At 72.9% G+C, this 24,801-nt stretch carries 22 protein-coding genes and 1 tRNA gene; 9 read left to right on the forward strand and 14 right to left on the reverse strand.

Translation table 11 applies throughout. The features are described 5' to 3' along the window. Window positions 1–147 precede the first annotated feature (147 nt). Window positions 148–1,806, forward strand: a complete 1,659-nt coding sequence (locus tag DOO78_RS21120) for a thiamine pyrophosphate-binding protein (protein ID WP_111471863.1) — start codon at window positions 148–150, stop codon at window positions 1,804–1,806. Between the two features lie 90 nt (window positions 1,807–1,896). Here the strand turns inward: DOO78_RS21120 and DOO78_RS21125 are convergent, their stop codons facing one another. Beyond that, the gene (locus DOO78_RS21125) at window positions 1,897–2,841 is read right to left on the reverse strand and encodes a LysR family transcriptional regulator (protein ID WP_111471864.1); all 945 of its coding nucleotides are present in this window, start codon (window positions 2,839–2,841) and stop codon (window positions 1,897–1,899) included. A gap of 163 nt (window positions 2,842–3,004) precedes the next feature. Between DOO78_RS21125 and DOO78_RS21130 the strand changes: the two genes are divergently transcribed. Then, window positions 3,005–4,174 (forward strand): acyl-CoA dehydrogenase family protein, encoded by a 1,170-nt coding sequence (locus DOO78_RS21130; RefSeq protein WP_111471865.1) that lies wholly within the window; start codon window positions 3,005–3,007, stop codon window positions 4,172–4,174. A gap of 1 nt (window position 4,175) precedes the next feature. Beyond that, a complete protein-coding gene (locus tag DOO78_RS21135; RefSeq protein WP_111471866.1) occupies window positions 4,176–5,303 on the forward strand; it encodes a CaiB/BaiF CoA transferase family protein in 1,128 nt (375 codons plus the stop codon). Window positions 5,304–5,387: 84 nt separating this feature from the next. Here DOO78_RS21135 and DOO78_RS21140 read toward each other — a convergent pair whose 3' ends face one another. Both DOO78_RS21140 and DOO78_RS21145 read right to left on the reverse strand, forming a co-directional pair. After that, window positions 5,388–6,233, reverse strand: a complete 846-nt coding sequence (locus DOO78_RS21140; protein WP_128080111.1) for a lysozyme family protein — start codon at window positions 6,231–6,233, stop codon at window positions 5,388–5,390. A 286-nt stretch (window positions 6,234–6,519) separates the two neighbouring features. Then, complete coding sequence (locus tag DOO78_RS21145; RefSeq protein ID WP_111471868.1) at window positions 6,520–7,404, reverse strand: N-formylglutamate amidohydrolase; 885 nt, start codon at window positions 7,402–7,404, stop codon at window positions 6,520–6,522. A 113-nt stretch (window positions 7,405–7,517) separates the two neighbouring features. On the opposite strand from DOO78_RS21145, the gene DOO78_RS21150 reads away from it, so the two are divergent. Further along, a tRNA-Val gene (locus DOO78_RS21150) sits at window positions 7,518–7,592 on the forward strand. Window positions 7,593–7,808: 216 nt separating this feature from the next. Here DOO78_RS21150 and DOO78_RS21155 read toward each other — a convergent pair. The 3 genes from DOO78_RS21155 to DOO78_RS21165 form a co-directional block, all read right to left on the reverse strand. Continuing rightward, window positions 7,809–8,957, reverse strand: coding sequence for a thiolase C-terminal domain-containing protein (locus DOO78_RS21155; RefSeq protein WP_111471869.1), 1,149 nt, complete (start codon window positions 8,955–8,957; stop codon window positions 7,809–7,811). Further along, the gene (locus tag DOO78_RS21160) at window positions 8,957–9,373 is read right to left on the reverse strand and encodes a Zn-ribbon domain-containing OB-fold protein (RefSeq protein ID WP_111471870.1); all 417 of its coding nucleotides are present in this window, start codon (window positions 9,371–9,373) and stop codon (window positions 8,957–8,959) included. Before DOO78_RS21160 ends, DOO78_RS21155 begins: the two co-directional genes overlap by 1 nt. Window positions 9,374–9,470: 97 nt before the next feature. Further along, the gene (locus tag DOO78_RS21165) at window positions 9,471–10,346 is read right to left on the reverse strand and encodes an MBL fold metallo-hydrolase (protein ID WP_111471871.1); all 876 of its coding nucleotides are present in this window, start codon (window positions 10,344–10,346) and stop codon (window positions 9,471–9,473) included. 268 nt (window positions 10,347–10,614) lie between these two features. On the opposite strand from DOO78_RS21165, the gene DOO78_RS21170 reads away from it, so the two are divergent. From DOO78_RS21170 to DOO78_RS21190, 5 genes are all read left to right on the forward strand, one after another. After that, window positions 10,615–11,256: a flavin reductase family protein gene (locus tag DOO78_RS21170; RefSeq protein ID WP_111471872.1), complete on the forward strand. Its 642-nt coding sequence runs from the start codon at window positions 10,615–10,617 to the stop codon at window positions 11,254–11,256. A gap of 370 nt (window positions 11,257–11,626) precedes the next feature. Beyond that, a complete protein-coding gene (locus DOO78_RS21175) occupies window positions 11,627–13,195 on the forward strand; it encodes a PAS domain-containing sensor histidine kinase (RefSeq protein ID WP_111471873.1) in 1,569 nt (522 codons plus the stop codon). A gap of 20 nt (window positions 13,196–13,215) precedes the next feature. After that, window positions 13,216–13,569 carry a response regulator gene (locus DOO78_RS21180; RefSeq protein WP_243634700.1) on the forward strand — a complete coding sequence of 118 codons (354 nt, stop codon included), beginning with the start codon at window positions 13,216–13,218 and terminating at the stop codon, window positions 13,567–13,569. A gap of 261 nt (window positions 13,570–13,830) precedes the next feature. Continuing rightward, the gene (locus DOO78_RS21185; RefSeq protein ID WP_207802998.1) at window positions 13,831–16,095 is read left to right on the forward strand and encodes a penicillin acylase family protein; all 2,265 of its coding nucleotides are present in this window, start codon (window positions 13,831–13,833) and stop codon (window positions 16,093–16,095) included. Then, complete coding sequence (locus tag DOO78_RS21190) at window positions 16,092–17,621, forward strand: GH3 family domain-containing protein (RefSeq protein ID WP_111471875.1); 1,530 nt, start codon at window positions 16,092–16,094, stop codon at window positions 17,619–17,621. The genes DOO78_RS21185 and DOO78_RS21190 overlap by 4 nt, the downstream gene beginning before the upstream one ends. A gap of 188 nt (window positions 17,622–17,809) precedes the next feature. On the opposite strand, the gene bfr is transcribed toward DOO78_RS21190, so the two are convergent. The 8 genes from bfr to DOO78_RS21230 form a co-directional block, all read right to left on the reverse strand. Next, window positions 17,810–18,310, reverse strand: coding sequence for a bacterioferritin (gene bfr, locus DOO78_RS21195; RefSeq protein WP_111471876.1), 501 nt, complete (start codon window positions 18,308–18,310; stop codon window positions 17,810–17,812). Between the two features lie 156 nt (window positions 18,311–18,466). Then, complete coding sequence (locus tag DOO78_RS21200) at window positions 18,467–18,658, reverse strand: (2Fe-2S)-binding protein (RefSeq protein ID WP_111471877.1); 192 nt, start codon at window positions 18,656–18,658, stop codon at window positions 18,467–18,469. Window positions 18,659–19,073: 415 nt separating this feature from the next. Next, window positions 19,074–20,642 carry a GMC family oxidoreductase gene (locus DOO78_RS21205; protein ID WP_111471878.1) on the reverse strand — a complete coding sequence of 523 codons (1,569 nt, stop codon included), beginning with the start codon at window positions 20,640–20,642 and terminating at the stop codon, window positions 19,074–19,076. 3 nt (window positions 20,643–20,645) lie between these two features. Continuing rightward, on the reverse strand, window positions 20,646–21,191 hold the full coding sequence (locus DOO78_RS21210; protein ID WP_111471879.1) for a gluconate 2-dehydrogenase subunit 3 family protein: 546 nt from the start codon (window positions 21,189–21,191) through the stop codon (window positions 20,646–20,648). A 59-nt stretch (window positions 21,192–21,250) separates the two neighbouring features. Next, window positions 21,251–21,646 (reverse strand): VOC family protein, encoded by a 396-nt coding sequence (locus DOO78_RS21215; RefSeq protein WP_111471880.1) that lies wholly within the window; start codon window positions 21,644–21,646, stop codon window positions 21,251–21,253. Window positions 21,647–21,798: 152 nt separating this feature from the next. Further along, window positions 21,799–22,104 (reverse strand): ribbon-helix-helix domain-containing protein, encoded by a 306-nt coding sequence (locus DOO78_RS21220; RefSeq protein ID WP_111471881.1) that lies wholly within the window; start codon window positions 22,102–22,104, stop codon window positions 21,799–21,801. 156 nt (window positions 22,105–22,260) lie between these two features. Continuing rightward, a complete protein-coding gene (locus DOO78_RS21225) occupies window positions 22,261–23,052 on the reverse strand; it encodes an HpcH/HpaI aldolase family protein (RefSeq protein ID WP_111471882.1) in 792 nt (263 codons plus the stop codon). Between the two features lie 111 nt (window positions 23,053–23,163). Next, entirely contained in the window at window positions 23,164–24,780 is a 1,617-nt protein-coding gene (locus DOO78_RS21230; protein WP_207802999.1) for a cisplatin damage response ATP-dependent DNA ligase, read from the reverse strand. Window positions 24,781–24,801 lie beyond the last annotated feature (21 nt).

The following is a 24,801-nucleotide window of genomic DNA, read 5'->3' on the forward strand; positions in this document are numbered from 1 at the left end:
GGCAGGTGGCAAGGGGCGCCCCCGGCGGCGCCGGGTGGGTGCGGGTAGGCAAGCTGGCGAGGGCGCGGTAGTCCGGGGCATCGAAGAGCAGGCCGACGCACCGCTCCCCGGTGCAGCCCGGCCGCAGGGAAACGACCGGAACGCCGCATGCCGACCGCCGCCGAATGCCTCGTGGAATTCCTCGCCCGCCAGGGCATCGACCGCGCCTTCTGCGTGCCGGGCGAGAGCTACATCGCGCTCCTCGATGCGCTGCACGCGCATGACCGGATCGACCTCGTCACCTGCCGCTGCGAGGGCGGGGCGGGCTTCATGGCGGTCGCCGATGCCAAGCTCACCGGCCGGCCCGGCGTGGTGCTGGTCTCGCGCGGCCCGGGCGCCTGCAATGCCAGCATCGCCGTCCACACCGCCGAGCAGGATGCGGTGCCGCTGATCCTGCTGATCGGCCAGGTCGAGAAGCGCGACCTCCGCCGCAACGCCTTCCAGGAGATCGACTACGCCAGCATGTTCCGCGGCATCGCCAAATGGGTCGGCGAGGCAACGGAGCCCGACCAGGTGCCGGAGCTGATCGCCCGCGCCCATGCCATGGCGATGGGCAGCGTGCCGGGGCCGGTGGTGCTCTCGCTCCCCGAGGATGTGCTGGCCATGGCCTGCGCCGCGCCGCTGCCGCCGGCGACCCTGCCCTCCCCGCTGCCGCCCTCGCCCGCCGATGCCGCCCGCCTCGCCGCGCTGCTGCGCGCGGCGGAGCGGCCGATCCTGCTCGCCGGCCATGGGCTCGACACGCCGGGCAACCCGGCGGATGACGGCCGGGCGGCGCTGCGCCGCTTCGCCGAGGCCTGGGAGCTGCCCGTCGCCCTTTCCTTCCGCCGCCAGGACCTCTTCCCCAACGACCACCCGCTCTATGCTGGCGATCTCGGCCTGCGGAACCCCGAGGCGCAGCGCGCCGCCTTCGCCGAGGCGGATCTCGTCCTCGCCCTCGGCACCCGGCTGACCGACATCACCACCCAGGGCTGGAGCTGGCCCGTGCCCCGGACGGGCGAGACCGGCCAGCGCCTGGTGCATGTCTGCGCCGATCCGCGCTTCCTCGGCTGGCTCTTCCCGGCCGAGCTGGCGCTCGCCGCCGATGCCCGCGCCACCATCGCGGCGCTGGCCAACGAGGCGCCGGGGGCGCCGCCGGGCCGGGCCGCCTGGAATGCCCGGCTGCGGGCGTTGCAGGTCGCCGACATGCAGGTCGCGCCGCGGTCCTGGCCGGATGGCCTCGCCTTCGCCCAGGTGGCCAAGCGGATCGAGCGCCTGGCGCCGCCGGATGCGATCGTGACGCTCGATGCCGGCACCTTCGGCGCCCCCTTCTACCGCAAGGTGGCCTGGGTGCCGCCGCAGCGCCTGTTGGCGCCGATCTCGGGCGCCATGGGCTTCGGCGTGCCGGCCGGCGTCGCCGCGGCGCTGCGCTGCCCGGGGCGGACCGTCATCGCGCTGGTCGGGGATGGCGGGGTGCTGATGACGGGCGGCGAATATGCCGTCGCCATCGCCCGCGGCGCGGCGCTGAAGCTCGTCCTCTCCGACAACGGCACCTATGCCAGCATCCGCATCCATCAGGAGCGGGCGCATCCCGGCCGGGTCTCCGGCACCACCCTGGTCAACCCGGATTTCGCGCAATGGTGCGCCGCCTTCCGGGTGCCGGTGACGGTGGTGGAGAGCGAGGCGGATCTCCCGGCGCTGGAGGCGGCGCTGACCGCCCCTGGCGCGGCCGCGATCCTGGTGCGCACCTCGCTGGAGGCGGTGCTGCCGCGGCCGCTGGCCGCGGAATAGCGCGCGATCGCCCGAGCTGGGCTCGACCGAAGGCGTGAATCATGGGACCGAACAACGCGCCGGGCCATGCTCCGCGCACCGGCCGCCGGCTCAACCCTCGGCCGGTGCCCGCCCCGCGGCGCCGAGCCAGCGCCAATCCCCCGCCGCCGCCCGGGCCGCCACCGCCCGCTGCAGCAGCGCCAGCACCGTCATGGTGGCGCGGGAGGCCGGCCGGTCCGGCGGCAGGGCGAGCACCACCTGGCGCCGCGGCACCGGCCGCACCAGCGGCGCGCTGCGGAGCCGCCCCACCGCCTCCTCGGCCCGGATCGCCGAGCGCGGCAGCACCGAATGGCCGAGCCCCGCCTCCACCAGATCCTTCAGCACGCCGAAGCTGTCCGCCTCGAACCCCACCTCCAGCGTGATGCGGGCGCGGCCGGCCGCCGTCTCGACGATGCGGCGCAGCCCATGCGCCCGGCTCGGCAGCACCAGCCGGCGCCCGGCCAGCGCGGCGAAGGGCACCGACGCCGGGCCGATGCCGCTGCCGGCATCGCCGACCAGCACCATCTCCTCCAGCAGCAGCTCGGAGACGCGCAGGTGCAGCGCCTGGGCCGGGCCGTAGAGCAGGGTCGCATCCGTCACCCCGCGCTGCACCCATTCCACCAGATGCCCGGTATAGCCCTCGACGATGCGGAGCGAGAGGTTGGGATGCTCGGCCGCGACGCTGCGGGCGAGCGGCCCGGCCAGCACCCCGGCCAGCGTCGGCATCATGCCGAGCGCCACCTGCCCGGTCACCGCGCCGCCCAGCGCCCGCACCTCCTCCCCCGCCCGTTCGAGCTGCCGGACCGGGCCGAGGATGCGGTCGAGGAAGGCCTGCCCCGCCTCGGTGAGCTGCATGCCGCGGCCATGGCGGGCGAAGAGCGGGGTGCCGATCTCCGCCTCCAGCATCCGGATCTGCCGCGACAGGGCGGGCTGGGCGAGGCGCAGCCGGTCGGCGGCGCGGCTGAGCGAGCCGGCCTCGGCCACCTCGCGGAAGGTGCGGAGCTGCTTGAGGTCCATCGGAGAGGCTTAACCGAATTCGATGGCTTCTATCGCCGCTTTCGAATTCCCTGAAGGCCCGATGGGCGCGATGCTGCGCCCGAGCGATGGACGCCCGACCGGCCGGCCGCCTTGCCAGCCGGTCCCGCCGCGTCCTAATCCCGTCCTCCGGAGGAGTAGCGTCATGGACCAGCCCATTCTCGCCGCAGACCCGCATGCCGAGATCCGGGAGGAGGTGGCGAAGCTCTGCGCCCGCTTCCCCGGCGAATACTGGCGCCAGGTGGACCGCGACCGGGCCTATCCGACCGCCTTCGTCCAGGCGCTGACCGAGGCCGGCTATCTCGGCGCGCTGATCCCCGAGGAATATGGCGGCGCCGGCCTGCCGCTCTCGGCGGCGGCGGCGATCCTCGAGGAGATCCACCGCTCCGGCGGCAATGCCGGCGCCTGCCACGCCCAGATGTACATCATGGGCACGATCCTGAAGCATGGCAGCCCGGAGCAGAAGAAGCGCTACCTGCCGAAGATCGCCTCCGGCGAGCTGCGGCTGCAGGCCTTCGGCGTGACCGAGCCGACCAGCGGCACCGACACCACGGCGCTGCGCACGGTGGCGAAGCGCGAGGGCGACAAGTACATCGTCAACGGCCAGAAGATCTGGACCAGCCGGGCCGAGCATTCCGACCTGATGCTGCTGCTCGCCCGCACCACGCCGCGGAACGAGGTGGCGAAGAAGACCGAGGGGCTCTCGACCTTCATCGTGGACATGAAGGCGGCGCTTGGCCACGGGCTCACCATCCGCCCGATCCGGACGATGATGAACCACAACACCACCGAGGTCTTCTTCGACAACATGGAGGTCCCGGCCGAGAACCTGGTCGGCCAGGAAGGCCGCGGCTTCCGCTACATCCTCGACGGCATGAATGCCGAGCGGCTGCTGATCTCCTCGGAATCCATCGGCGACGCCAAGTGGTTCATCAAGAAGTCGGTCGATTACAGCAAGGAGCGGGTGCTGTTCGGCCGGCCGATCGGCCAGAACCAGGGCGTCCAGTTCCCGATCGCGCGCGCCTATGCCCAGATGCGCGCCGCCGAGGCGCTGCTGCGGCAGGGCCTGGCCAAGTTCGAGGCCGGGCAGCCCTGCGGCGAGGAGGCGAACATGTCGAAGATGCTCGCCGCCGAGGCCGCCTGGGCGGCGGGCGAGGCCTGCATCCAGACGCATGGCGGCTTCGGCTTCGCCGAGGAATACGATGTCGAGCGCAAGTACCGCGAGGCGCGGCTCTACCAGGTGGCGCCGATCAGCACCAACCTGGTGCTGAGCTATGTCGGCGAGCATGTGCTCGGCATGCCGCGGAGCTACTGAGATGGCCTCGCAGCCGCTCCAGGGCCTGCTCGTCGTCTCGATGGAGCAGGCGGTCGCCGCGCCCTATTGCGCCTCCCGCCTCGCCGATGCCGGGGCGCGCGTCATCAAGATCGAGCGGGCGGAGGGCGACTTCGCCCGCGCCTACGACGCGGTGGCCCGCGGCCAGTCCAGCTATTTCGTCTGGCTGAACCGCGGCAAGGAAAGCCTCTGCCTCGACATCAAGGCACCAGCCGACAAGGCGCTGCTGGAGCGGCTGCTGGCCAAGGCCGATGTCTTCATCCAGAACCTTGCCCCGGGCGCCATGGCGCGCGCCGGCTTCGCCTCGGCGGCGCTGCGGGAGAAGCACCCGCGCCTCATCACCGTCGACATCTCCGGCTATGGCGAGGAGGGCGAGTATGCCGGGATGAAGGCCTATGACCTGCTGGTCCAGGCCGAGAGCGGCCTCGCCTCCATCACCGGCCGGGCCGAGGGGCCGGGCCGGGTCGGCGTCTCGGCCTGCGACATCGCCTGCGGCATGCACGCCCATGCGGCGGTGCTGGAGGCGCTGATCGAGCGCGGCATCACCGGCCGCGGCAAGGGCATCGCGGTCAGCCTCTTCGACGGCATGGCGGACTGGATGACGGTGCCGCTGCTGCAATACGAGGGCACCGGGCGGAACCCGCCGCGCATCGGCCTCGCGCATCCCTCCATCTGCCCCTACGGCGCCTTCGACACCAAGGACGGGCAGCTCGTCCTCATCGCCATCCAGAACGAGCGGGAATGGGCGAGCTTCTGCGCGCATTTCCTCGACGAGCCGGAGCTGCCGCAGCGCCAGGGCTTCCGCGTGAACAACGAGCGGGTGGCCAACCGCCCGGTGGTGGATGCGCATATCGCCCGCGTCTTCGCCTCGCTGACGCGCGAGGACTGCGCGGCGAAGCTCGGCCGGGCCAACACCGCCTATGGCTTCGTCAATGACTGCGAGGGGCTGCGCACCCATCCGGCGCTGCGCCGGGTGACGGTGGAGACGCCGGAGGGGCCGGTGCAGATCGGCGCGCCGCCGGCCAAGCTCTCGGACGGCGCCCGCGCCCTCGGGCCGGTGCCGGCCATCGGCCAGCATTCGGCGGCGATCCGGGCCGAGTTCGGCGGCTGAGCGCCCGCTGACCCGCAAGGCCACCGGGCGGCCTTCGGGGGGTCTCACCCGGCGCAGGGCGGTGAAACCGTCCTGCGCGCGGCCTCAGCGCGGCGACTTGGCCGCCGCGGGCAGCTCCGCCACCTCCATCAGCATCACCCGGCGGCCGTTCACCGTGCGGGTGGTCGGGGTCATCGGCGGCTTGCCGGTGCCCGGCCGCAGCACCGGCGTGCCCATCAGCAGCAGCGGCTGGCCGGCGCCGCGCGCCGTGGCGGCACCCTGGCGGTTGGCCATGGCCACCACCTGGAAGCCGTTGTTGCCGATCGGCTTCGCATCGATCACCTTGCCGTTCGACCAGGCGGCGACCAGCGCCTCGCGCCGCCGCTCCTCGGCCAGCTTCGCCGCCATGGCCGGCCAGGCGGCCATGACGAGCTGGCGATAGGCCTCGCCGAGTTCCGGCGTCGCCGAGTGGTAATTCGCCGCTGCCTGCTCCCAGCTCTTGGTCTGGCCATAGAGGCGCTTGAGGAAGAGGCCGGCATAGCGGGCATTGGCCATCGGGTCGAAGGCCGTCTGCAGGTCGGGGAAGGCCTGCGGGTGGTGGTAGAGGTTGACCTGCAGGCAGCCCACATCGATCAGCTTCACGCCGCGCGCCCGCAGCGCCTCCACCGCGGCGACCGCCTCCTCCTTGCTGTCGAAGTACCGCCCCTGCCCCTCGGCATTGATGGTCCAGGGCCAAGCGGCCAGGTCCTTGCCGGCCGGGTCCGGGCGGCCGGCCTCGACCGTGCCGATGGCGTGCAGCAGCCCGCCCGGGAGCTGATGCTCACGCTCGGCGGCCTGGATGGCCTGGCGGCAGAGCTGCGGCGGGCTCGGCGCCGGCTGGGCCGGCCGTTCCGCCCTGGCCGCCGCCCCGGTTACCAGCAGGGCCAAGCCAGCGAGGACGGTACGACGCATACGGTTTCTCCAGACGGGAACAGCATCTCTTGTGGTTAAGCCCCGACGCGCCAGGGCATGGCGTCACGAGCGCGCGAGACGAGCAAAACGCTGCCGGAAGGAGATTTCGCAGTGCAGAATTCCCTTGCCAGGCACCAGCGCAATGCCTAACTTGTGCGTCGCAGCAACACGGTCTGGCCGGGTTGTCTGCCTTTCTTGGACGTTTCCTCCCTAAACTCGGCGGTGCCTCTGGCACCGCCTTTTTTTTGCCCCGGCGCCTTTGCCCCCGGCCTAGCGGGCGGCCGCCTCAGCGCAGCCCGGACCAGTCCGCCGCGGTCAGCGCCTCGATGACCCGGGTGAGATCGGCCTGCAGCCCGGCCATGCGCGGCAGGCGCTCGATTCGCGCCTCGTCCATGTAGAGCGGCCGCGACACCTCGACCTGCAGCGCGTGCACGCCCTCCCGCGGCCGGCCGTAATGGCGGGTGACGTAGCCGCCGGCATAGGGATCGTTGCGCCGGACCCGGTAGCCGAGCCCGGCGAGCACCTCTTCCGCCAGGCGCGTCGCGCGCGGGGCGCAGGAGGTGCCATGCGCATCGCCGAGGACGAAATCCGGCGGGCTGCCGATCTGCGCCGGATGGGTGGGCATGGAGTGGCAATCGACCAGCAGGCAGTAGCCGAAGGCGTCGCGCGTCTCGGCGATCAGCGCCGCGAGCGCCGCGTGATAGGGCTGCCAGAAGCGGCGGATGCGGTCCTCCGCCTCCTCGAAGCGCAGCTTGCGGCGATAGACGGTCTCGCCGCTCGCCACCACCCGGGCGATGGTGCCGAGCCCGGCGCCGACCCGCGGGCTGGCGGTGTTCACCCAGGCCGGCAACGGCCCGTCGAACATGCCGGGGTCGAGTTCCCAGGGCTCGCGGTTCACGTCGCAGAAGACGCGCGGGAAGGTCGCGGCGAGCAGCGGCGCGCCGAGCTCGGGCGCCGCGGCGAAGAGCTCGTCGACGAAGCCGTCCTCCGAGCGGCGCAGCGCCACCGGGTCGAGCCGGGCGGCGGCGACGAAATCCGGCGGGTAGGACCGGCCGGAATGCGGCGAGGCGAAGACGAGCGGCGCCGTCCGGCAGGCCGGGCGCGTCAGCAGATAGGGCGGCGGCTCCGCGGCCAGGGATGCGGCGGGCGGGAATTCCTGAGGCAGGTCCATGGGCAAGAGCCATGAAGCCACAGCCGCGCGCGGCTGTCAGCAACCCGAATCATTCGTCTCGAGGAGGCTTGCCGGCCCGTGCGGCTCGGGCTAAAGACCCGCACCCGGCCGATGGGCGCGTAGCTCAGCGGGAGAGCACTACCTTGACACGGTAGGGGTCACAGGTTCAATCCCTGTCGCGCCCACCATTTCTTGTCCGATCGGCCGCGGGACTTTCCCTTCTTCGACAGGCAGGCCCCTTCTTCGACAGGCAGGCTCGTCCTGGCGCAGCGCCGCCGAGGGCCACTGCGGCGTTTCGCGGCACGGGATGCGCGCGCGCCGCCCCCTCCTCCGCGCCAGGGGACCGGGCCACCTTCGCCGGGACGGCCCGGAGCACGCCTGCGGCATGCTCCGGGCGCGCGCCGCTACGGCCGCTCGTTCGAGAAGACGATGGTGCCCGAGGCGCTGAACATGCCGCCGACGCCATGGCAGACCGAGATCTTCGCCCCCGGCACCTGCGCCGGCGCGGTGCCGCGCATCTGCCGCACGCTCTCCTGCAGGGCGAACATGCCGTACATGCCGGTATGGGTGTAGGACAGCCCGCCGCCATTGGTGTTCAGCGGCAGCTTGCCGCCGGGGCGGGTGTTGCCCTCGCGGATGAAGCCCGCCGCCTCGCCCGGCTTGCAGAAGCCGAGATCCTCGAGCCCATAGAGCGGCAGATGCGCGAAGGCGTCGTAGATCATCATGTGGTCCACCGCCGAGCGGTCGATCCCCGCCGCCTCGATCGCCGTCGGCCCCGCCACCCGGAAGGCGGAGGAGGAGGTGAAGTCCTTCATCTGCGAAACCATGTTGGTCTCGACCGATTCGCCGGTGCCGAGGATGTAGACCGGCTTGGTCGGGAAGTCCTTCGCCCGGTCGGCGCTGGTCAGGATCAGCGCGCCGCCGCCATCCGTCACCAGGCAGCATTCCAGGATGCGGAAGGGATAGGCGATCATCCGGCTGTTCAGCACGTCCTCGACCGTGATCGGGTCGCGGAACATGGCGCGCGGATTCTTCCCCGCCCATTCCCGCTGCACCACGGCGACCGTTGCCAGATCCTCATGCGTGACGCCGCGCTCCTTCATGTAGCGCAGCACCGGGATCGGGAAGAGGGTCGGCGGTCCGAAGGGGCCGTAGGGCATCTCGAACTGCCCGTTCAGGCTCTCCGGCTCGGGCGGGCGCGGCGTCGCGTTGATGCGCGACTTGCCGCTCTCGCCATGCGTGATCAGCACCGTCTTGCAATAGCCGGCATGGATGGCCGCCGCCGCGTGCCGCACATGCAGCATGAAGGAGCAGCCGCCGACGCCGGTGCCGTCCACCCATTTCGGGGTGATGCCAAGGTAATGCGCGATCTGCTGCGGCATCATCGGCCCGACGCAGGCGACGCCGTCGATGTCCGTGGGCTTCAGCCCGGTCTCGGCCATGGCATTCAGCGCCGCATCGGCGTGCAGCATGATCTGCGACATGCCGGGGACGACGCCGATCTGCGTCGATTCCGCCGCGCCGACGATGGCGATCTCGCCGCGCCCGAGCATCAGCGGGCCTCCTTCGCGGGGCGGAAGAGCGGCAGGGTGATCTCCTCGTCCATCGGGGTGAAGGCGACCTCGAGCGGCATGTCGAGCTGCAGCGCCTCGGGCGTCTGCTCGCAATCGACGATGTTGGTCATCAGGCGCGGCCCTTCCTCGAGTTCGACCACCGCGATGGCATAGGGCGGCGTGAAGCCCGGCACCGGCCGGTGGTGGATGACGTAGGAGTACAGCCGCGCCCGGCCCGAGGCCTCGAAGACGCTGACGTTGCGCGTGCCGGTATAGGGGCTGAAGGGGCGCGGCGGGAAATACACCTTCCCGGTGTCGCCGCAGCGCTGCAGCAGCAGCTTGCCCTGCTTGCAGCCATCCCAGAAATGCTTGGTCTCGGGCGTGGGCTTCGGTTTCGCCCGGCCGGGTGCGAGCATGACCCGTCTCCTCCTTCGCTATGGCGGCGCGAGCCTGCCACGACCGGCGCGCCACGGCGAGAGGGGGCGGCCGGGAAGCGCGCCCGCGCCGGTCCGCCTACATCGCGGGGTACCAGCCGTCATTGACCATGGCATAGCCCTCGCCGTGCCGGACGAGGTGCAGGAAGCCCGGGAAATGCATGTGCATCCCGGCGACCGCCTGGCCGTCGCGCGCCACCATGTCGAAGACGCGCCGGCGCGTCGCCGCCGCCTGCGCCGGATCGATATCGAAGGCCATGGTCACCTCGGGGCGCGGGATCTGGATCTCGGGCACGTGGATGATGTCGCCCCAGATCAGCAGGCTCTCCCCGCCGGAGGCGATCATGTAGCCGCTATGCCCCGGCGTGTGCCCCGGGAAGGGCATGGCGGTGACGCCGGGGAAGACCTCGCCGCCGGCATGGGTGCGGGTGCGGCTGCGATAGGGCGCGACCTGGGTGCGGCCGGCCTGGAAATTGCGCTGCCGGCTGGTCTCGTCCGCCCGCGCCATCGCCGCGTCGTCGTGCCAGAAGGCGAGCTCGTCCCGATGCAGCACCAGCTCGGCCTGCGGGAAGAGGGCCTCGCCGGCCGCATCCGCCAGCCCGTTCGAATGATCCGGGTGCATATGCGTCAGCAGCACCGTGTCGATCGCCGCCGGCGCGACGCCGAGCGCGGCGAGGTTCTCGAACAGCTTGCCGCCGGTCGCGGCCATGTGGGTGCCGCAGCCGGTGTCGACCAGCGCCGTCCGCCCGCCGCTCCGGATCAGGAAGCAGTTCACCGCGGTGCGGCGCGGCACCGGGCGGAAGGCGTCGCGCAGCATCTGCGCCGCCGCCGCCTCGGGGATGTTCTGGATCACCGCCATGGAGCCGTCGAGATAGCCGTCGCTGACCGTGCTGACGACGATGTCGCCGATCCGGCGGTGATGCACCGCCGGCACCTGCTTCTCCGGTATGGCCATGGCCGTTCCCCTCCTGCTTGGGGAAAAGCCTAGGCCGGGCCGCATCTGGCGCCTACCCCCGCGGGCCGCGCCCACCGACCCGCCGGTCGCGCCCTGGATGGCGGCGATCTGCGCCGCGATCTCCCCCGGGAGGCCGCAGCGCGGCAACGGGCCGCACGGCATCGACGGGCGCCCGGAGGGATCGCCACGCCGCGGCCCGATCCGCCCTCGACAGCAGCGGCCCGCCGCACCACCCTCCGCCCGGACGACGCCGCAGGAGACCGCCCGCATGCTGTTCGACTTCGACAAGATCGCCGCGCAGGACCGCTACAAGCTGGTCGTGTCCTCGGTGGTGCCGCGGCCGATCGCCTGGGTGGTGAGCCAGGACGCCGCCGGGGTGGTCAACGCCGCGCCCTTCTCCTTCTTCAACGCCTTCTCGGACGACCCGGTGGTGATCGGCTTCGGCGCCGGGCCGCGGCCGGAGGGGTCGCTGAAGGACACGGCGGCCAATATCCGGGCGACCGGGGAGTTCGTGGTGAACCTGGTGCCGGAGAGCGCCATCCACGGCATGAACGTGACGGCCATCGACTTCCCGCCCGGCACGGACGAGCTGGCCGAGGCCGGGCTCACCCGCGCGGCCTCGGCCAAGGTGAAGCCGCCGCGCATCGCCGAAAGCCCGGTCGCGCTCGAATGCGTCACCTTCCAGCTCGTCCCGGCCGGGCGCCACACCATCGTCCTCGGCCGCGTGGTGGCGGTGCACATCCAGGACGATTGCGTGCTCGATCCGGTGAAATGCTATGTCGATACGCCGAAGCTCGGCCTGGTGGGCCGCATGCACGGCCGGGGCTGGTATGCCCGCACCAGCGACCGCTTCGAGGTGCCGCGGCTGACCGTCGCCGAATGGGAGGCGCGGAAGAAGGCCGCCGAGTAGCCGGCGCCGTGGGCCGGGGTCGCGGCGCCGGTTGGCCCGGCCGGACCCCGCAACATCGATACGATCCCACGCCGGGTCCATGCCTCGGCCTCGGCCAGCCGCCAGGCCGCGCCCAGCCTCGTTGCGTCTCCGTCGCGCCTGAAGCCCCGTCCTTCCAGGCTTGCGCGCGCGTTCAGGCTTGCGGTGCCGATTGGGCGCGCCGCATCACACGAAGAATTTATATCATTCTTCATATGTTCAGCTTTCACAGTTTTGTGTGGGAAACCGTCTTTGCCTCGCAAGTGCGAGAACCATGCGGCATTAGACATTCCCGGGGCATCGCTAGTCACGCGGGCCCGGCATTTCCTACTCCTGGGTGAACCTCCCTCGCATGCCGAGCCTCGCCGCGCTGTTCGATACCGAGGCCACGGCACCCTATGGGGCTTGCTTCGGCTGGCGATCCGACCTCGCCTGGCTGCACGCCGCGTCGGACCTGCTGATCGGCCTTGCCTGCCTCGCCCTTCCGGTCGCGCTCCTCCTCGCGGCGCGGCGACGGCCCCTCGCCGCCTGGTCGCTCAACCTCGCCGCCCTTCTCGTCCTGGCAGCCGGCATCGCGCAGGCCCTGGCCGCCTGGACGAGCTGGACCCCGGATCATGGCGTCGCCACCATTGCCAAGGCCTGCACCGCCCTGCTCGCGGTCCTGACCGCCGGCCTGCTCTGGCCGGTCCTGCCGCAGCTCCTGGCGAGGCGCCCGGCCGCCGCGCTGGCGCAGGCGAACCAGGGCCTGATGCGGGAGATCGAGACGCGGCGCGAGTCCGAGCTGCGCGCCCGCCGCGGCGAGACCCGCCTCGCCGGCATCTTCGAGCATCTCGGCGATGCGCTGTTCGTCCTGCGCGACGCCCCCGGCGGCCTCGTCTTCGAGACCGTCAACCCGGCCTTCTGCCGCATGGTCGGCGCCGTGCGCGGCCGCATCGAGGGCGTGCCGCCGCCGCAGGTGCTCAGCCCCGATGCCGCGGCCGAGCTGGACGTGGAATGCGCCGCCTGCCTCGCCACCGGCCTCGCCCGCGACTGGGAGAGCACCACCACCGGCCCGGAGGGGCTGCGCCATTACCACGCGGTGCTGGTGCCGCTGCCCGCCGAGGCCGATGGCGAGGCCCGGCTGCTCGGCAGCCTGCGCGAGGTCACCGAGCTGCGCCGGCTGCAGGCCGACCTGGTCGAGACCGCCCGGCGCGCGACCATCGGCGCCATGTGCGCCGGCGTCGCGCATGAGATGAGCCAGCCGGTGAACATCATCGGCCTCTGGGCCGACCGCGCCCGCGCCCTGCTCGAGCCGGGCATGACCCGCCCGCGCCGCGCCATGGAGGTGGTGCTCGACCAGACCCGCCGCCTCGGCGCGCTGCTCGAGCGCATGCGCGACCTCGCCCGCGACGCCCCCGCCGATGCCGAGGCCTTCAACGCCGCCGCCGCGGTCGAGGCCGCGGTGGAGGTGGCGAAGCGGGCCTGGGCGCTCGATGGCATCGAGATGACGCTGGAGCCGCATGCCGGCGCGCCGGTGCGCGGCCGCCCGGCCCAGCTCGAGCGCGCGGTGCTGCACCTGCTCGAGAATGCCCGCGACGCGGTGCTGCAGCGCCGCCGCCGCGAGCCGGAGGCGCCGGCCCGCATCGCCGTCTCGGTCGCCTCCGGCGCCGCCCCCGGCAGCGTCACCATCGCCGTGCGCGACACCGGCGGCGGCGTGCCTGGCACGGTCGCCCGGGAGATCCTCGAGCCCTTCGTCACCACCAAGGACCCGGGCCAGGGCACCGGGCTCGGCCTGCCGCTGACCGTCGGCATCGTCCGCGGCATGGGCGGCCGGCTCTCCTGGGCGAACTGGGCCGAGGGCCGGCCGGAGGCCGGCGCGGTGTTCCGCCTGATCCTGCCGCTCATCGAGGGCGAGGCGGCGACGGCGAGCGCGGCGGCATGACGGCGCCGCTGCGGGTTCTCATGGCGGAGGACGAGACGCTCGCCGCCGAGGTGCTGGCCGAGGGCCTGTCGGAAGCCGGTTTCACCGTGCTCGCCGCGCCCGATGGCCAGGCGGCGCTCGAACTCGCCGCCGCCGGGGCCGCCTTCGACCTGCTGCTGACCGACCTGCGCATGCCGCGCATGGATGGCCGCGAGCTGATCGCCCGGCTGCGTTCGGAACGGCCGGACCTGCCGGTGGTGGTCATGACCGGCTTCCCGCCGCCCGACGGCCCCGCCGCCCTGCATGCCGGGCCGGCGCCGCTCCGCCTGCTGACCAAGCCGATCCAGATCGCGCCGCTGGTCGATGCCCTGCGCTCGGTGGCCGGCCTGGTCTAGAACTACCCCACGACGTCGCTGCGCGCCGCCGCGGGGCCCCCTGAGGCGCGCCTGAACCTGGATGCGTCACAGCCTGCCGCGGCGAAGCCGCGGCAGGACAACGGGCAGCGACGGTTCTGGCAGGCGTTTCAGGGGCCGCCCGCCCGCGCGGCCGTCCGGGGCCGGTTCACCTGCCGTATCCCCGCCGCGTCCGGGCTCAACCCGCGGGCCGGCGTCGGCGTTGAGCCGCGGCACGGGCGGCGCAGGATGAGGGGGGCTGGCTTGGCAGGACGCAACCGATGGCGCCGCGGCGCGGGCCTGGTGCTGGCGATGCTTGCCATCCTGCCCGGCTGCGCCGCGCTGCTGCCGCGCGAGCGCAGCGTCGCCGAGCGGATCGCCGCGCTGCCGCAGGCCGGCCTGCCGCTGCAGCGGCCGGTCACCATCCGCTGGAACCCGCATCTCGTCCCCTGGATCGAGGCATCGAGCGATGCCGACCTCGCCGTCGCCCTCGGCCTGGTGCACGGCCATCTGCGGGGCGCCCAGATCGCCCTGCTGCGCATGGTCAGCCGCGGCCGGCTGGCCGAGATCGCCGGGCCGCTCGCCACCGAGATCGACCATGCGCTGCGCATCCTCGATTTCGGCCGCGCCGCGCCCGAGATCGAGCGCCGCTGGCCGCCCGAGACGCGCGACTTCGTCAGCCACTTCGTCGCCGGGCTGAACCACGCCGTGCTGCACGGGCCGCGGCCGCCGGAATACGGGCTGCTCGGCCTGCGGCGGGAGCCCTTCACCCCGGCCGACATCCTGGCGATCGGCCGCCTCGCCGGCACCGACATCAACTGGCTGTCCTATTTCTCCCTGCTCGCCGAGCGCGGCCAGCCCGGCTTCGCCCGCCACTGGCAGCGGCTGCGCGAGGCCGGCGCCGGCACCGCGCGCCCGGCGGGCGAGGCGGAGGCGGCGCTCGGCGCGCTGCTGCAGGGGCTCTCGCGCAGCGGCAGCAACACCCTGGCGATCGCGCCCGCCCGCAGCGCCTCGGGCGCGGCGATGCTGGCGGCCGATCCGCATCTCGGCCTCTCCCTGCCCAATCTCTGGCTGCTCGCCGGGATGCGCTCGCCCTCCTTCCACGCGGTCGGGATGATGATCCCCGGCCTGCCGATCCTCGGCCTCGGCCGCAACCCGGACCTCGCCTGGGGCGGCACCAACCTGCGCGCCGCCTCCTCCGACCTCTTCGATGTCGGCCGCCTGCCGCCGGAGGCCTTCGCCGAGCGCGAGGTCACGATCCGCCAGCGCCTCTGGTTCCCGGCGCGGCGACAGGCGCGGCTCTCGCCGCAGGGGCCGGTGGTGACGGATGCCACGGTGGTGCCCTCCCGCCCCGGCGAGACGATCGCGCTGCGCTGGGCGGGGCATGAGCCGGGCGACGAGATCACCGCCCTGCTGCGCGCCGCCCGCGCCCGCAGCGGCGCCGAATTCGCGGCGAGCTTCGCCGGCTTCGCGGTCTCGCCGCAGAACATGCTCTATGCCGACCGGCAGGGGCATATCGGCCGGGTGACGGCGGCGCTGCTGCCCGCGCGCCGCGGCTTCCCGGCCGCGGACCCGGTGCTCGACGCGCGCGACCCGGCGGCCACCTCCCCCTGGGAGCGGCTGCGGGACGCCACCACCCTCCCCCGCCTCGCCGACCCGCCGGAGGGGGTGCTGGCCTCGGCCAACGAGAACCCGGCGCTCTGGGCCAAGGACCCGCCGCCGATCGGCCTCTTCTTCTCCGATGGCGACCGGGTGGCGCGGCTGCGCGCCCTGGCTCTGGCCAGGCCGAAGCTGACGCCGGCGGATCTCGCGGCGATCCAGGCCGATACCGTGGCGCCCAAGGCGGCGGTGCTGGCGGCCGGGCTGCTGGCGCGGCTCGATGCGCTGCCGGGCGGCGCGCCGGAGCCGGCACTGCTGGCGCCGCTGCGCGGCTGGGACGGGGACTACGCGGCCGGGAGCCGGGCGGCGCTGGTCTTCGAGTTGCTGCTCGGCCGGCTGGTGCCGGCGCTGCAGCCCGAGGCGGGCGGGCGCGGGCCGGAGACGAGTTGGAATTTCCTCACCACCTTCCTGCTGCGCGACCTCGACGCCCTGCCCCCGGCGCGGCGCGAAGCGGTGCTGCGCGCGGCGGTGGCCGGCGCGGCGCCGCTCGCCGCGCGCCACCGCGACTGGGGCAGCGTGCACCGGATGCGGGCGGCGCATTGGCTGGTGAACCTGCCGCTGCTCGGCCGCGCCTTCGTCCTCGGCACCTGGCCGGTCGGCGGCTCGCGCGAAACGGTGATGAAGACCGGCCACGGCCTCGTCACCGGGCCGCATGAGGTGAGCTTCGGCGCCATGGCGCGGCAGGTCTCCGACCTCGCCGACCCGGACGCCAATTGGTTCACCCTGTTCGGCGGCCAGGATGGCTGGCTCGGCAGCGCCGCCTTCGCGGATCAGCTACCGCTCTGGCGGGCCGGCCAGGGCATCCGCCTGCCGCTGCAGCCGGCGACGGTCGCGGCCGAGTTCCCGCATGTGACGGTGCTGCGGCCATGAGCGCGGGCGCGGCGCCTTTCGACGCGACGCCGCTGCTGCGCCTCTGGGCCGGGCAGCGCCTGCGGCAGCTGGCGCGGCTCGATCCCGCGGCGACCCAGGCGGCGCTGCTGCAGCGGCTGCTGCGCCGCGCCGCCGGCACCCGCTTCGGCCGCCGGCACGGCTTCGACCGCATCGCCGGGGTCGCGGACTACCAGGCCCGGGTGCCGCTGCGCCGCTACGAGCAATTCTGGCACGACTGGTGGCAGCCCACCCATCCCGTGCTCGCCAACATCACCTGGCCCGGGCGGGTGCCCTATCTCGCCCTCTCCTCGGGCACCAGCAGCGGCACGACGAAATACATCCCGGTGACGCGGCCGATGCTGCGGGCCAATCGCGGCGCGGCGCTCGACGTGCTGGCTTGGCATCTGCGGCAGCACCCGGGAAGCCGGATCCTCGGCGGCCTGTCCTTCCTGCTCGGCGGCTCGACGGCCCTGGCGCGCGTCGCGCCCGGCGTGCGGCAGGGCGACCTCTCCGGCATCGCCGCCGCCGAGATCCCGGCCTGGATCGCCCGCTGGAGCTTCCCGCCGCGCGCCCTGGCGCTGCTCGAGGACTGGGACGCCAAGCTGGCGGCGCTGGCCGCGGGCACGCCGGCCGCGGCGGTGCGGATGCTCTCCGGCACCCCCTCCTGGCTGCTGCTGCTGTTCGAGGCGCTGGCGGCGCGGCATGGCGCCCCGCCCCTGCCGGGGCTCGAGCTGCTGGTGCATGGCGGCGTCGCCTGGGCGCCCTACCGGGCCCGGATCGCGCCCTACCTGCCGCCGGGCTGCGCGACGCGCGAGGTCTATCCGGCGAGCGAGGGCTTCTGCGCCATCGCCGACCGCGGCGATGGCGAGGGGCTGCGCCTGACCCTCGACCGCGGCGTCTTCTGGGAGTTCGTCCCGGTCGGGGAGCTGGAGGCGGCGAGCCCGACGCGGCACTGGACGGCGACGATCGAGACCGGGATCGACTATGCCGTGATCGTCACCTCCTGCGCCGGGCTGTGGAGCTACGTGCTCGGCGACACGGTGCGCTTCCTCGAGCGGTCGCCGCCGCGGCTGCTGGTCACCGGCCGCATCGCCTACGACCTCTCCGCCTTCGGCGAGCATGTCAGCGGCGAGGAGATCGAGCGGGCCTTGCTGACGGCGGCCGGGGAGCTCGGCCTGGTGGTCGGGGAATACCTGGTGGGGCCGGTCCTAGGGGCGGCGCAGGGCCACCACCGCTGGCTGGTCGAGACGCCGGGGCCGGCCGCGCCGGCCCTCGCCCCCCGCCTCGCCGCGGCGCTGGATGCGGCGCTGCTCGCCGGCAATGCCGATTACGCGGCGCATCGCCGCGGCGGGCAGATGGCGCCGCCGGCGGTGCGGCTGTTGCCGGGCGGCGCCTTCGCCGCCTGGATGCGGGCGGAGGGGCGGCTCGGCGGCCAGCATAAGGTGCCGCGGGTGCTGGCCGATCCGGCGCGCTTCGCCGCGGCCGAGGCCGGGCTGGCGCGGGCCGCCGGCGAGCCGGGAGGCTGATGGCGGCCGCCGGGAGGGGCGCGCGCCCGGCGGCCGCATCGATCATGCCAGGCGCACGAGGACCTGACCTACGGCCCGCAGGGCCGAGCGCCAGGATGGGCGCCGCGCCGAGTGGCGCGAAGCCAAGCTGCCGGAGGCAGCGCCCGGCGTTTGAGGGGCGCGAAGGTGAACCCTTCGCGCGCTCGGTTTCAGTCGCCGCCGCCCTCGTGCTGCTCCGGCGCCGAGGCGCTGTTGAGCTGGATGTAGCGCTCGATGCCGATCAGCTTGATCAGGTCGAACTGGCGCTCGATGAAGTCGACATGCTCCTCCTCGTTGTCGAGGATGCGGCGGAACAGGTCGCGGGAGACGTAGTCCCGCACGCCTTCCATATAGGCGATGCCCTCGCGGAGATCGGTCATCGCCTTCTCCTCGAGCGCCAGGTCGGCCTTGAGGATCTCCTCGACCGTCTCGCCGATCATGAGCTGGTTCAGCCGCTGCAGGTTGGGCAGGCCACCGAGGAAGAGGATGCGCTCGATCAGCCAATCGGCGTGGCGCATCTCCTCGATCGACTCGTCGTATTCGTGCTTGCCGAACTTCGTCACGCCCCAATGGCGCAGGATGCGGGCGTGCAGGAAGTACTGGTTGATCGCCGTCAGCTCGTTGGTGAGCTGGGTGTTCAGGAATTCGATGACCTTGGGGTCGGACTTCATCGACTCGCCTCTAAGCAGGGATGGCGTACAGACATGCCTGTCCCTGCCGGGCTTTTCGCCGCCCAGCATCCCACGATTTCGCGAGCAGGCGAATTTTCCCTGCCCGGTATCAGATTACCTGATACCGACGGTCGGAAATGCGCCTGTGGGTTTAGATCAGGGTAGGCCGGCTGGGTTCGTCGATGCGGTCGGTGTCTCCCGGATCATGGTGAGGATCGTCTTGGTGCAGGTGCCGCACTGGGCCGCCCCACCGCAGGCGCAATAGACATCCTTCGGTCGGCGGGCGCCCTTGGCGATGGCATCGGCGAGTTGCGCATCGCTCAGTGCGTTGCAGAGGCAGACGATCACGGTCCTCTGGTCCCCCCTTCAGCGCCAGCCGACAGGGGCTGGCGTTGATGCTGGCGTCCGGGCCGGCCATCCCGCGATGGCTGCCGAACCGCGCGGGGCGAGGCCGGCAAGGAGGCCGGCAGGCCGATGCGTCGGGCGGGCAGTCATCCGGAACCACCGATCCGGTAGGACGGGACTCTATGGATAATGCGAACCACTCGCAAGTCCCATTCGCATCTGGGCCGCCGTGCCAAGGGGCGGGCCAGGCCCATCGGCGCCCCGACTGATGCAAACGTGATGCAATCACGGACCCGGAATGCCGCCGGCGCCGCCGCGCCCCGCGGCTCCCCCCCCGGAGGGGAGGCGCCCCCTCCCCTCCTGGCCCCATCCCTGACCACGGCCTCCGCCCCGGTGGTCCCGCCGGGGCGGAGGCGGCTCAGACCTCGCCGCGCGCCATCCGCCCGGCGATGTGCTCGGCCTGGCGGATCGCCAGCGCCACGATGGTCAGGGTCGGGTTGCAGGCGGCGCCGCTGGTGAACTGGCTGCCATCCGACACATAGAGATTGGGCAGGTCGTGCGCCTTGCCCCATTTGTCGACCACGCCGTCGCGCGGGCTGGCGCTCATGCGGTTGGTGCCGAGGTTGTGGGTGCTCGGATAGGGCGTGGTCTCGAAGCTCCGCGTCGCCCCCACCGCCTCGTAGAGCGCGCGGCCCTGGCCATAGGCGTGCCGGCGCATGGCGGTGTCGTTGGCATGGTCGTCGAAATGCACCGAGGCGACGGGCATGCCGTGCCGGTCCTTCACCCGCGGGTCGAGGGTGACGCGGTTCTCCGCCTGCGGCATGTCCTCGCCGACGATCCAGAGCCCGGCCATGTGGTCGTAGGAATCGAGGGCCGAGGTGAAGCCGCGGCCCCAGGCGCCGGGGTCGAGGAAGGCGGCGAGGAAGGGCAGGCCGAGGGAGAGCGTCTCCAGCTCGTAGCCGCCGGCGAAGCCGCGCTTCGGGTCGTGCGCCGCCTCGTCGCGGACGATGCCCGCCATGGTGGTGCCCCGATACATGTGGACCGGCTTCTCGAACACCGCATAGACGCTGCCGGTGGTGTGGCGCATGTAGTTGCGCCCGACCTGGCCGGAGGAATTCGCCAGCCCGTCGGGGAAGCGGGCCGAGGCGCTGTTGAGCAGCAGGCGCGGGCTCTCGATGGAGTTGCCCGCGACGGCGACGAGGCGCGCCCGCTGCCGCTGCTGCCGCCCCTCGGCATCGGCATAGACGACGCCGCTCGCCCGGCCCTGCGCGTCATGCTCGATGCGGATCGCCATGCTGTTCGGCCGCACCTCGAGCCGGCCCGTCGCCTCGCCGGCCGGGATCTCGGTGTAGAGCGTGCTCCACTTCGCCCCCATCTTGCAGCCCTGGAAGCAGAAGCCGAGCTGGTGGCAGCTCGTCCGCTCGGCCCGCGGCTCCGAGTTGATGGCCATATTGCCGGTGTGGAATTCCTTGTAGCCGAGCTTCCGCGCCCCGGCCGCCAGCACCTTGTAGTTGTTGTTGCCCGGCAGGCGCGGGATGCCGTTGGTGCCGGTCACGCCCATCCTGTCCTCGGCCTGGGCGTAATAGGGCTCCAGCTCGGCGAGGGTGATCGGCCAGTCGAGCAGGTTGGCGCCGGCGATCGCGCCGTACTGCGTGCGCGCCTGGAACTCGTGCGCCGTGAAGCGGAGCGAGGCGCCGGCCCAGTGCGTGGTGGTGCCGCCCACCGCCTTGACGATCCAGGCCGGCAGGTTCGGGAAGTCCCGCGCCACCCGCCAGGAGCCGCCGGTGGTGCGGGTATCGGCCCAGGCGAGCTGGGTGAAGCTCGCCCATTCGTCGTTGATGAAATCCTCGATCTCGTGCCGGCCGCCGGCCTCGAGGATCACCACCCGGGCGCCGCGCTGCGCCAGCTCGTTGCCCAGCGTGCCGCCGCCGGCGCCCGAGCCGATGATGACGACCACGCCGTCATCGTTGAGGTCGAACTGCGCCATGGCTCAGGCCTCCGGCAGCCAGTCGATGTCGTTGAAGCCGCGCTCGATGTAGCCGCCCTTGTCGTAGCTCGCGCCCTCGTAGCCGAAGACCGGCCAGACCTCCTTCTGGTTGTAGAGCGAGACCACGAGGTCGCCGCGGAGCCGGGCGAAGAAGGGCGTCGCCTCCAGCGCCTGCAGGATGGCGACGCGATCGGCCTCGCCGACGAGCTGGACATAGGCGCGGCCATGGCGCGCCTGCGCCTCGGCATCGAGCCGCGCCGCGCCCTCCTCGATCAGGGCGCGCAGCACCTTGTCGCTCGCCGCCTTGTCGTCATAGGGCAGCACGGCGGCGATGTAGTAGCGGTCGGCCAGCCGGTCGTGCGGGAAGATGTCGCGCGCGGCGCGGGCGAGGGTCGCCATGGTGGCCGGCGTCAGCACGCGCAGGTCGCCGGCCCAGGCCGCCTCGGCGCCGAGGGCGAAGCCCGCCGCGGCGAGGGCGGCCGGGCCGGTCGCCGCGCCACGCAGGAAGACGCGGCGCCGCACCGCGGCCCGCTTGTCGATCTGTCGCATTGTTCCTTGGACCTCCCTGTGGTCGGCGTCGCGCCGTCCGCCCCTTGCTCGCGCCCGCCTCAGCCGTAGCGGCCGAAGCGCTGCAGCACCTCCGTCCGGTAGCCGTCCGGGTCGGTGATGAAGAAGAAGCGCGCCAGCGGCTGGCCGCCATGCGCCATCTCGCGGATCGGCCCGGGCTCGATGCCGGCCCGGGCCAGGCGCGCATGCTCGGCCTCGAGATCCTCGACCGCGACGGCGAGATGGCCGTAGCCGTCGCCGAGCGCATAGGGCTGCGTGCGGTCGTGGTTGACCGTCAGCTCCAGCTCGAAGGGCCCGTCCGGGGCGCGCAGATAGAGCAGGGTGAAGCCGTCGAAAGCCAGCCGGTCGATGACCTCGAGGCCGAGGGCGCGGCGGTAGAAATCGACCGAGCGCGCCTCCTCGAGCACGCGGATCATGGAATGGATCGGCTTGGCCATGGCTGCGCTCCCGCTGCGGCAGCACGCGGCCCATCCGGGACGTGCCGCCGCCGTCTCCCTCGTCCAGGCCGGCCGCAACGGGCCGCACCTGCGGGAAGGCTAGCCGGGGGCGGCGCGGGCCGGGGTAGTAGCCGGCTACAGCAGGGGCGGAATCAGGCCGCCACGCGCACCCGCGCGGCGAGCTCGGCGGCGTGCCGGTCCTGGTTCTCCAGCCAGTGCAGGCAGGTCACCCGCAGCAGGGAGGCGAAATTGCCGATCTCGCCGCGCCGGGCCAGGACCTCGTCATGCAGGGTGGCGAGGAAACGGGCCAGCGGGACGCCCTCGGCCGCGGCGATCCGTTCGAGGATCCGCCAGAAGCCGGCCTCCAGCCGCAGGCTGGTGCCGTGGCCGTGCAGCCGGATGGCGCGCGTCTCGCAGGCATAGGTGGCCGGATCCTGCGAAGCGAAGATGTTGCACATACGCTTCTTCTCCCGGCCCGGGTCGAGCCGGGACCAGGGCGGATCGTGGCGCCCGGCCGCGCCCGGCGCAAGGACGCCGATGCGGCACGCCCCGTTGCCGCGGAGGCGCCCGGGCCCGGGGGACCTGCCCGCCCCGCGATGCCGTGGGGAGAACTGCTACCCCTCGGGCTGCAACCCGCGCAGGAATTTCGCCCGCGAGGTCGCGCCGGCCATCAGGAAGCTCTGGTCGTTGCCCGAGAGCAGCAACCGCGCGCCGAGGCCGATATAGGTCCTGGCATGCACCTCGTCGTAGACGCCGCCCATGCCGAGGCTCTTGCCGTGCCGCTTGCAGGCCGCCGCCACCGTCTCATAGGCCGATTTGACGCGGGCATGGCCGATCTGGCCGCTGATGCCCATGCTGGCCGTCAGGTCGCTGGTGCCGATCATCAGCGCGTCGATCCCGGGCACCGCGGCGATGGCCTCCGCCGCCTCCACCGCCTCGGGCGTCTCGATCATCACCGTCACCAGGATCGCCTGGTTCAGCTCCGCCTGCGCCTCGGCATTCGAGGGCGGCAGCATGTTGTAGGCGAAGGGCGGGCCGCCCCAGCTCCGCGTGCCGATGGGCGGGAAGCGATAGGCGGCGGCCACCGCCCGCGCCTCCTCGGCGGTGTCGACATGCGGCACGACCACGCCCATGGCGCCGTTGTCGAGCGCCCGCGTGCCCTCGAAGAGCGCGTCCTTGCAGCAGCGCACGATCGGCGTCACGCCCTGGTTCAGCGCCGCGATGGCGATCTGCGTCGCCTCGTGCACGCTCATCGCGCCGTGCTCCATGTCGATGAACAGCCAGTCATAGCCGGCCGCGGCGGCGATCATCCCGGTGCCGGCGGTGCGCAGGTGGTGCACGCCGAAGCCGAGCGCGAGCTCGTCCTTCGCCAGGCGCTGCTTCACGCGGCTGGGTGCGAGTGGCATGGCGTTTTCCCCCGATCTTGGCGGCGGCGAGCGCAGCATGCGCCCCCCAGCCGGTCAAGCCGGCCGGGGATGGAGGGCGGCCGGGGCTCTGCGCCACTCCCGGCGCCGCCCTCAGCCCTCCTCCGCCAGCGCGCCGGCCGCGGCGACATGCGCCATCAGCGTCTCCAGCCGGTCGGCCTCGGCGGCGGGCTTGTCGGTGCGGATGCGGGCGATGCGCGGGAAGCGCAGCGCGACGCCCGATTTGTGCCGGCTGCTGCGCTGCGCCGCGTCGAAGATCACCTCCAGCACCAGCGCCTTCTCCACCTCCCGCACCGGGCCGAAGCGGCCGGTGGTGTGGTTGCGGATCCAGCGGTCGAGCCAGCCGAGCTCCTCGTCGGTATAGCCGGAATAGGCCTTCCCCACGGGGACCAGCTCCTCGCCCCCCGCCCCGTCCGGCCGCCAGAGGCCGAAGGTGTAGTCGGAATAGAAGCTGCTGCGCTTGCCATGGCCGCGCTGGGCGTACATCAGCACCGCGTCGATCGAGAGCGGGTCGCGCTTCCACTTCCACCACAGCCCCTTCACCCGGCCGGCGACATAGGGGCTGTCGGCGCGCTTCAGCATCAGCCCCTCGATCGAGGCGGCGCGGGCGCCGTCGCGGATCTCGCCGAGCTGCGCGACCGAGGCGAAGGCGATCTGCGCCGAGAGGTCCATCCGCGCCGGCGCGACGCGCGCCACCCAAGCCTCCAGCCGCGCCCGGCGGGCGTCGAAGGGTAGCGGCCGCAGATCCTCCTCGCCCTCGAGCAGCAGGTCGTAGAGCCGGACGCCGACGGGATGGTCCTGCAGCATCCGCGCCGTCACCGCCTTGCGGTTCAGCCGCTGCTGCAGCTCGGCGAAGGGCGCGATGAAACCATCGCGCATCACCAGCAGCTCGCCATCCAGCACGGCGTGGAAGTCCATCGCCGCGAGGATCTCGGGGAAGGCGCCGGAGATGTCCTCGCCGCCGCGGCTCCAGATCCGCCGCCCGCCCGGGCCGGCGACGAGCTGCACCCGGATGCCGTCCCATTTCCACTCGGCCCGCCAGGCCGCCGGATCGAGCGCCGCCACATCCGCCTCCTCCAGCGGATGCGCCAGCATCAGCGGCCGGAAGACCGGCACGTCGCGCGGGTCCGGCCGCGCCGCCCGCCCCTCCAGCCAGGCGAAGAGCGGCAGGTAGGGCGGCGCCACGCCGTGCCAGACCTCCTCGATCGCCTCGACCGGCTGGCCAGACCAGTCGGCGAGCGCGATCCGCGCCAGCCGGCCGGAGACGCCGACCCGGAGCCCGCCGGTGATGAGCTTGATCAGCGCCAGCCGGCCGCTGGCATCCAGCGCATCCAGCCAGCCGGCGATCAGCCCCGGCAGCTCCGCCTTCGGCGTCAGCTCCAGCGCCTCCACCACCTCGGCCAGCGAGGGCGGCGGCGCGTTCACCCCGGCCCGGACGGGCCAGATCAGCGCCACCGTCTCGGCCAGGTCGCCGACATAGTCGTGGCTGAGGGCGAAGAGCACCGGATCGGTGCGGGCCATGGCGAGGTCGCGGATCAGCCCCGGCTTGGCGGCGGTGAAGACCAGCTCCTCGGTCAGCGCGGCGAGGCCGATGCCGCGGTCCGGGTCGGGCTGGTGCGCGAACCAGTCCCGCAGCAGGGCGAGCTTGGCGAGCCGCCCGGGGGTGAAGACCAGCCGCTCCAGCAGCGCGGCGAAATCCGGCACGCTCATATGTTTTCGCCGCGGTTCGCG

Source organism: Roseicella frigidaeris (assembly GCF_003258945.1).
GTDB classification, from domain to species: domain Bacteria; phylum Pseudomonadota; class Alphaproteobacteria; order Acetobacterales; family Acetobacteraceae; genus Paracraurococcus; species Paracraurococcus frigidaeris.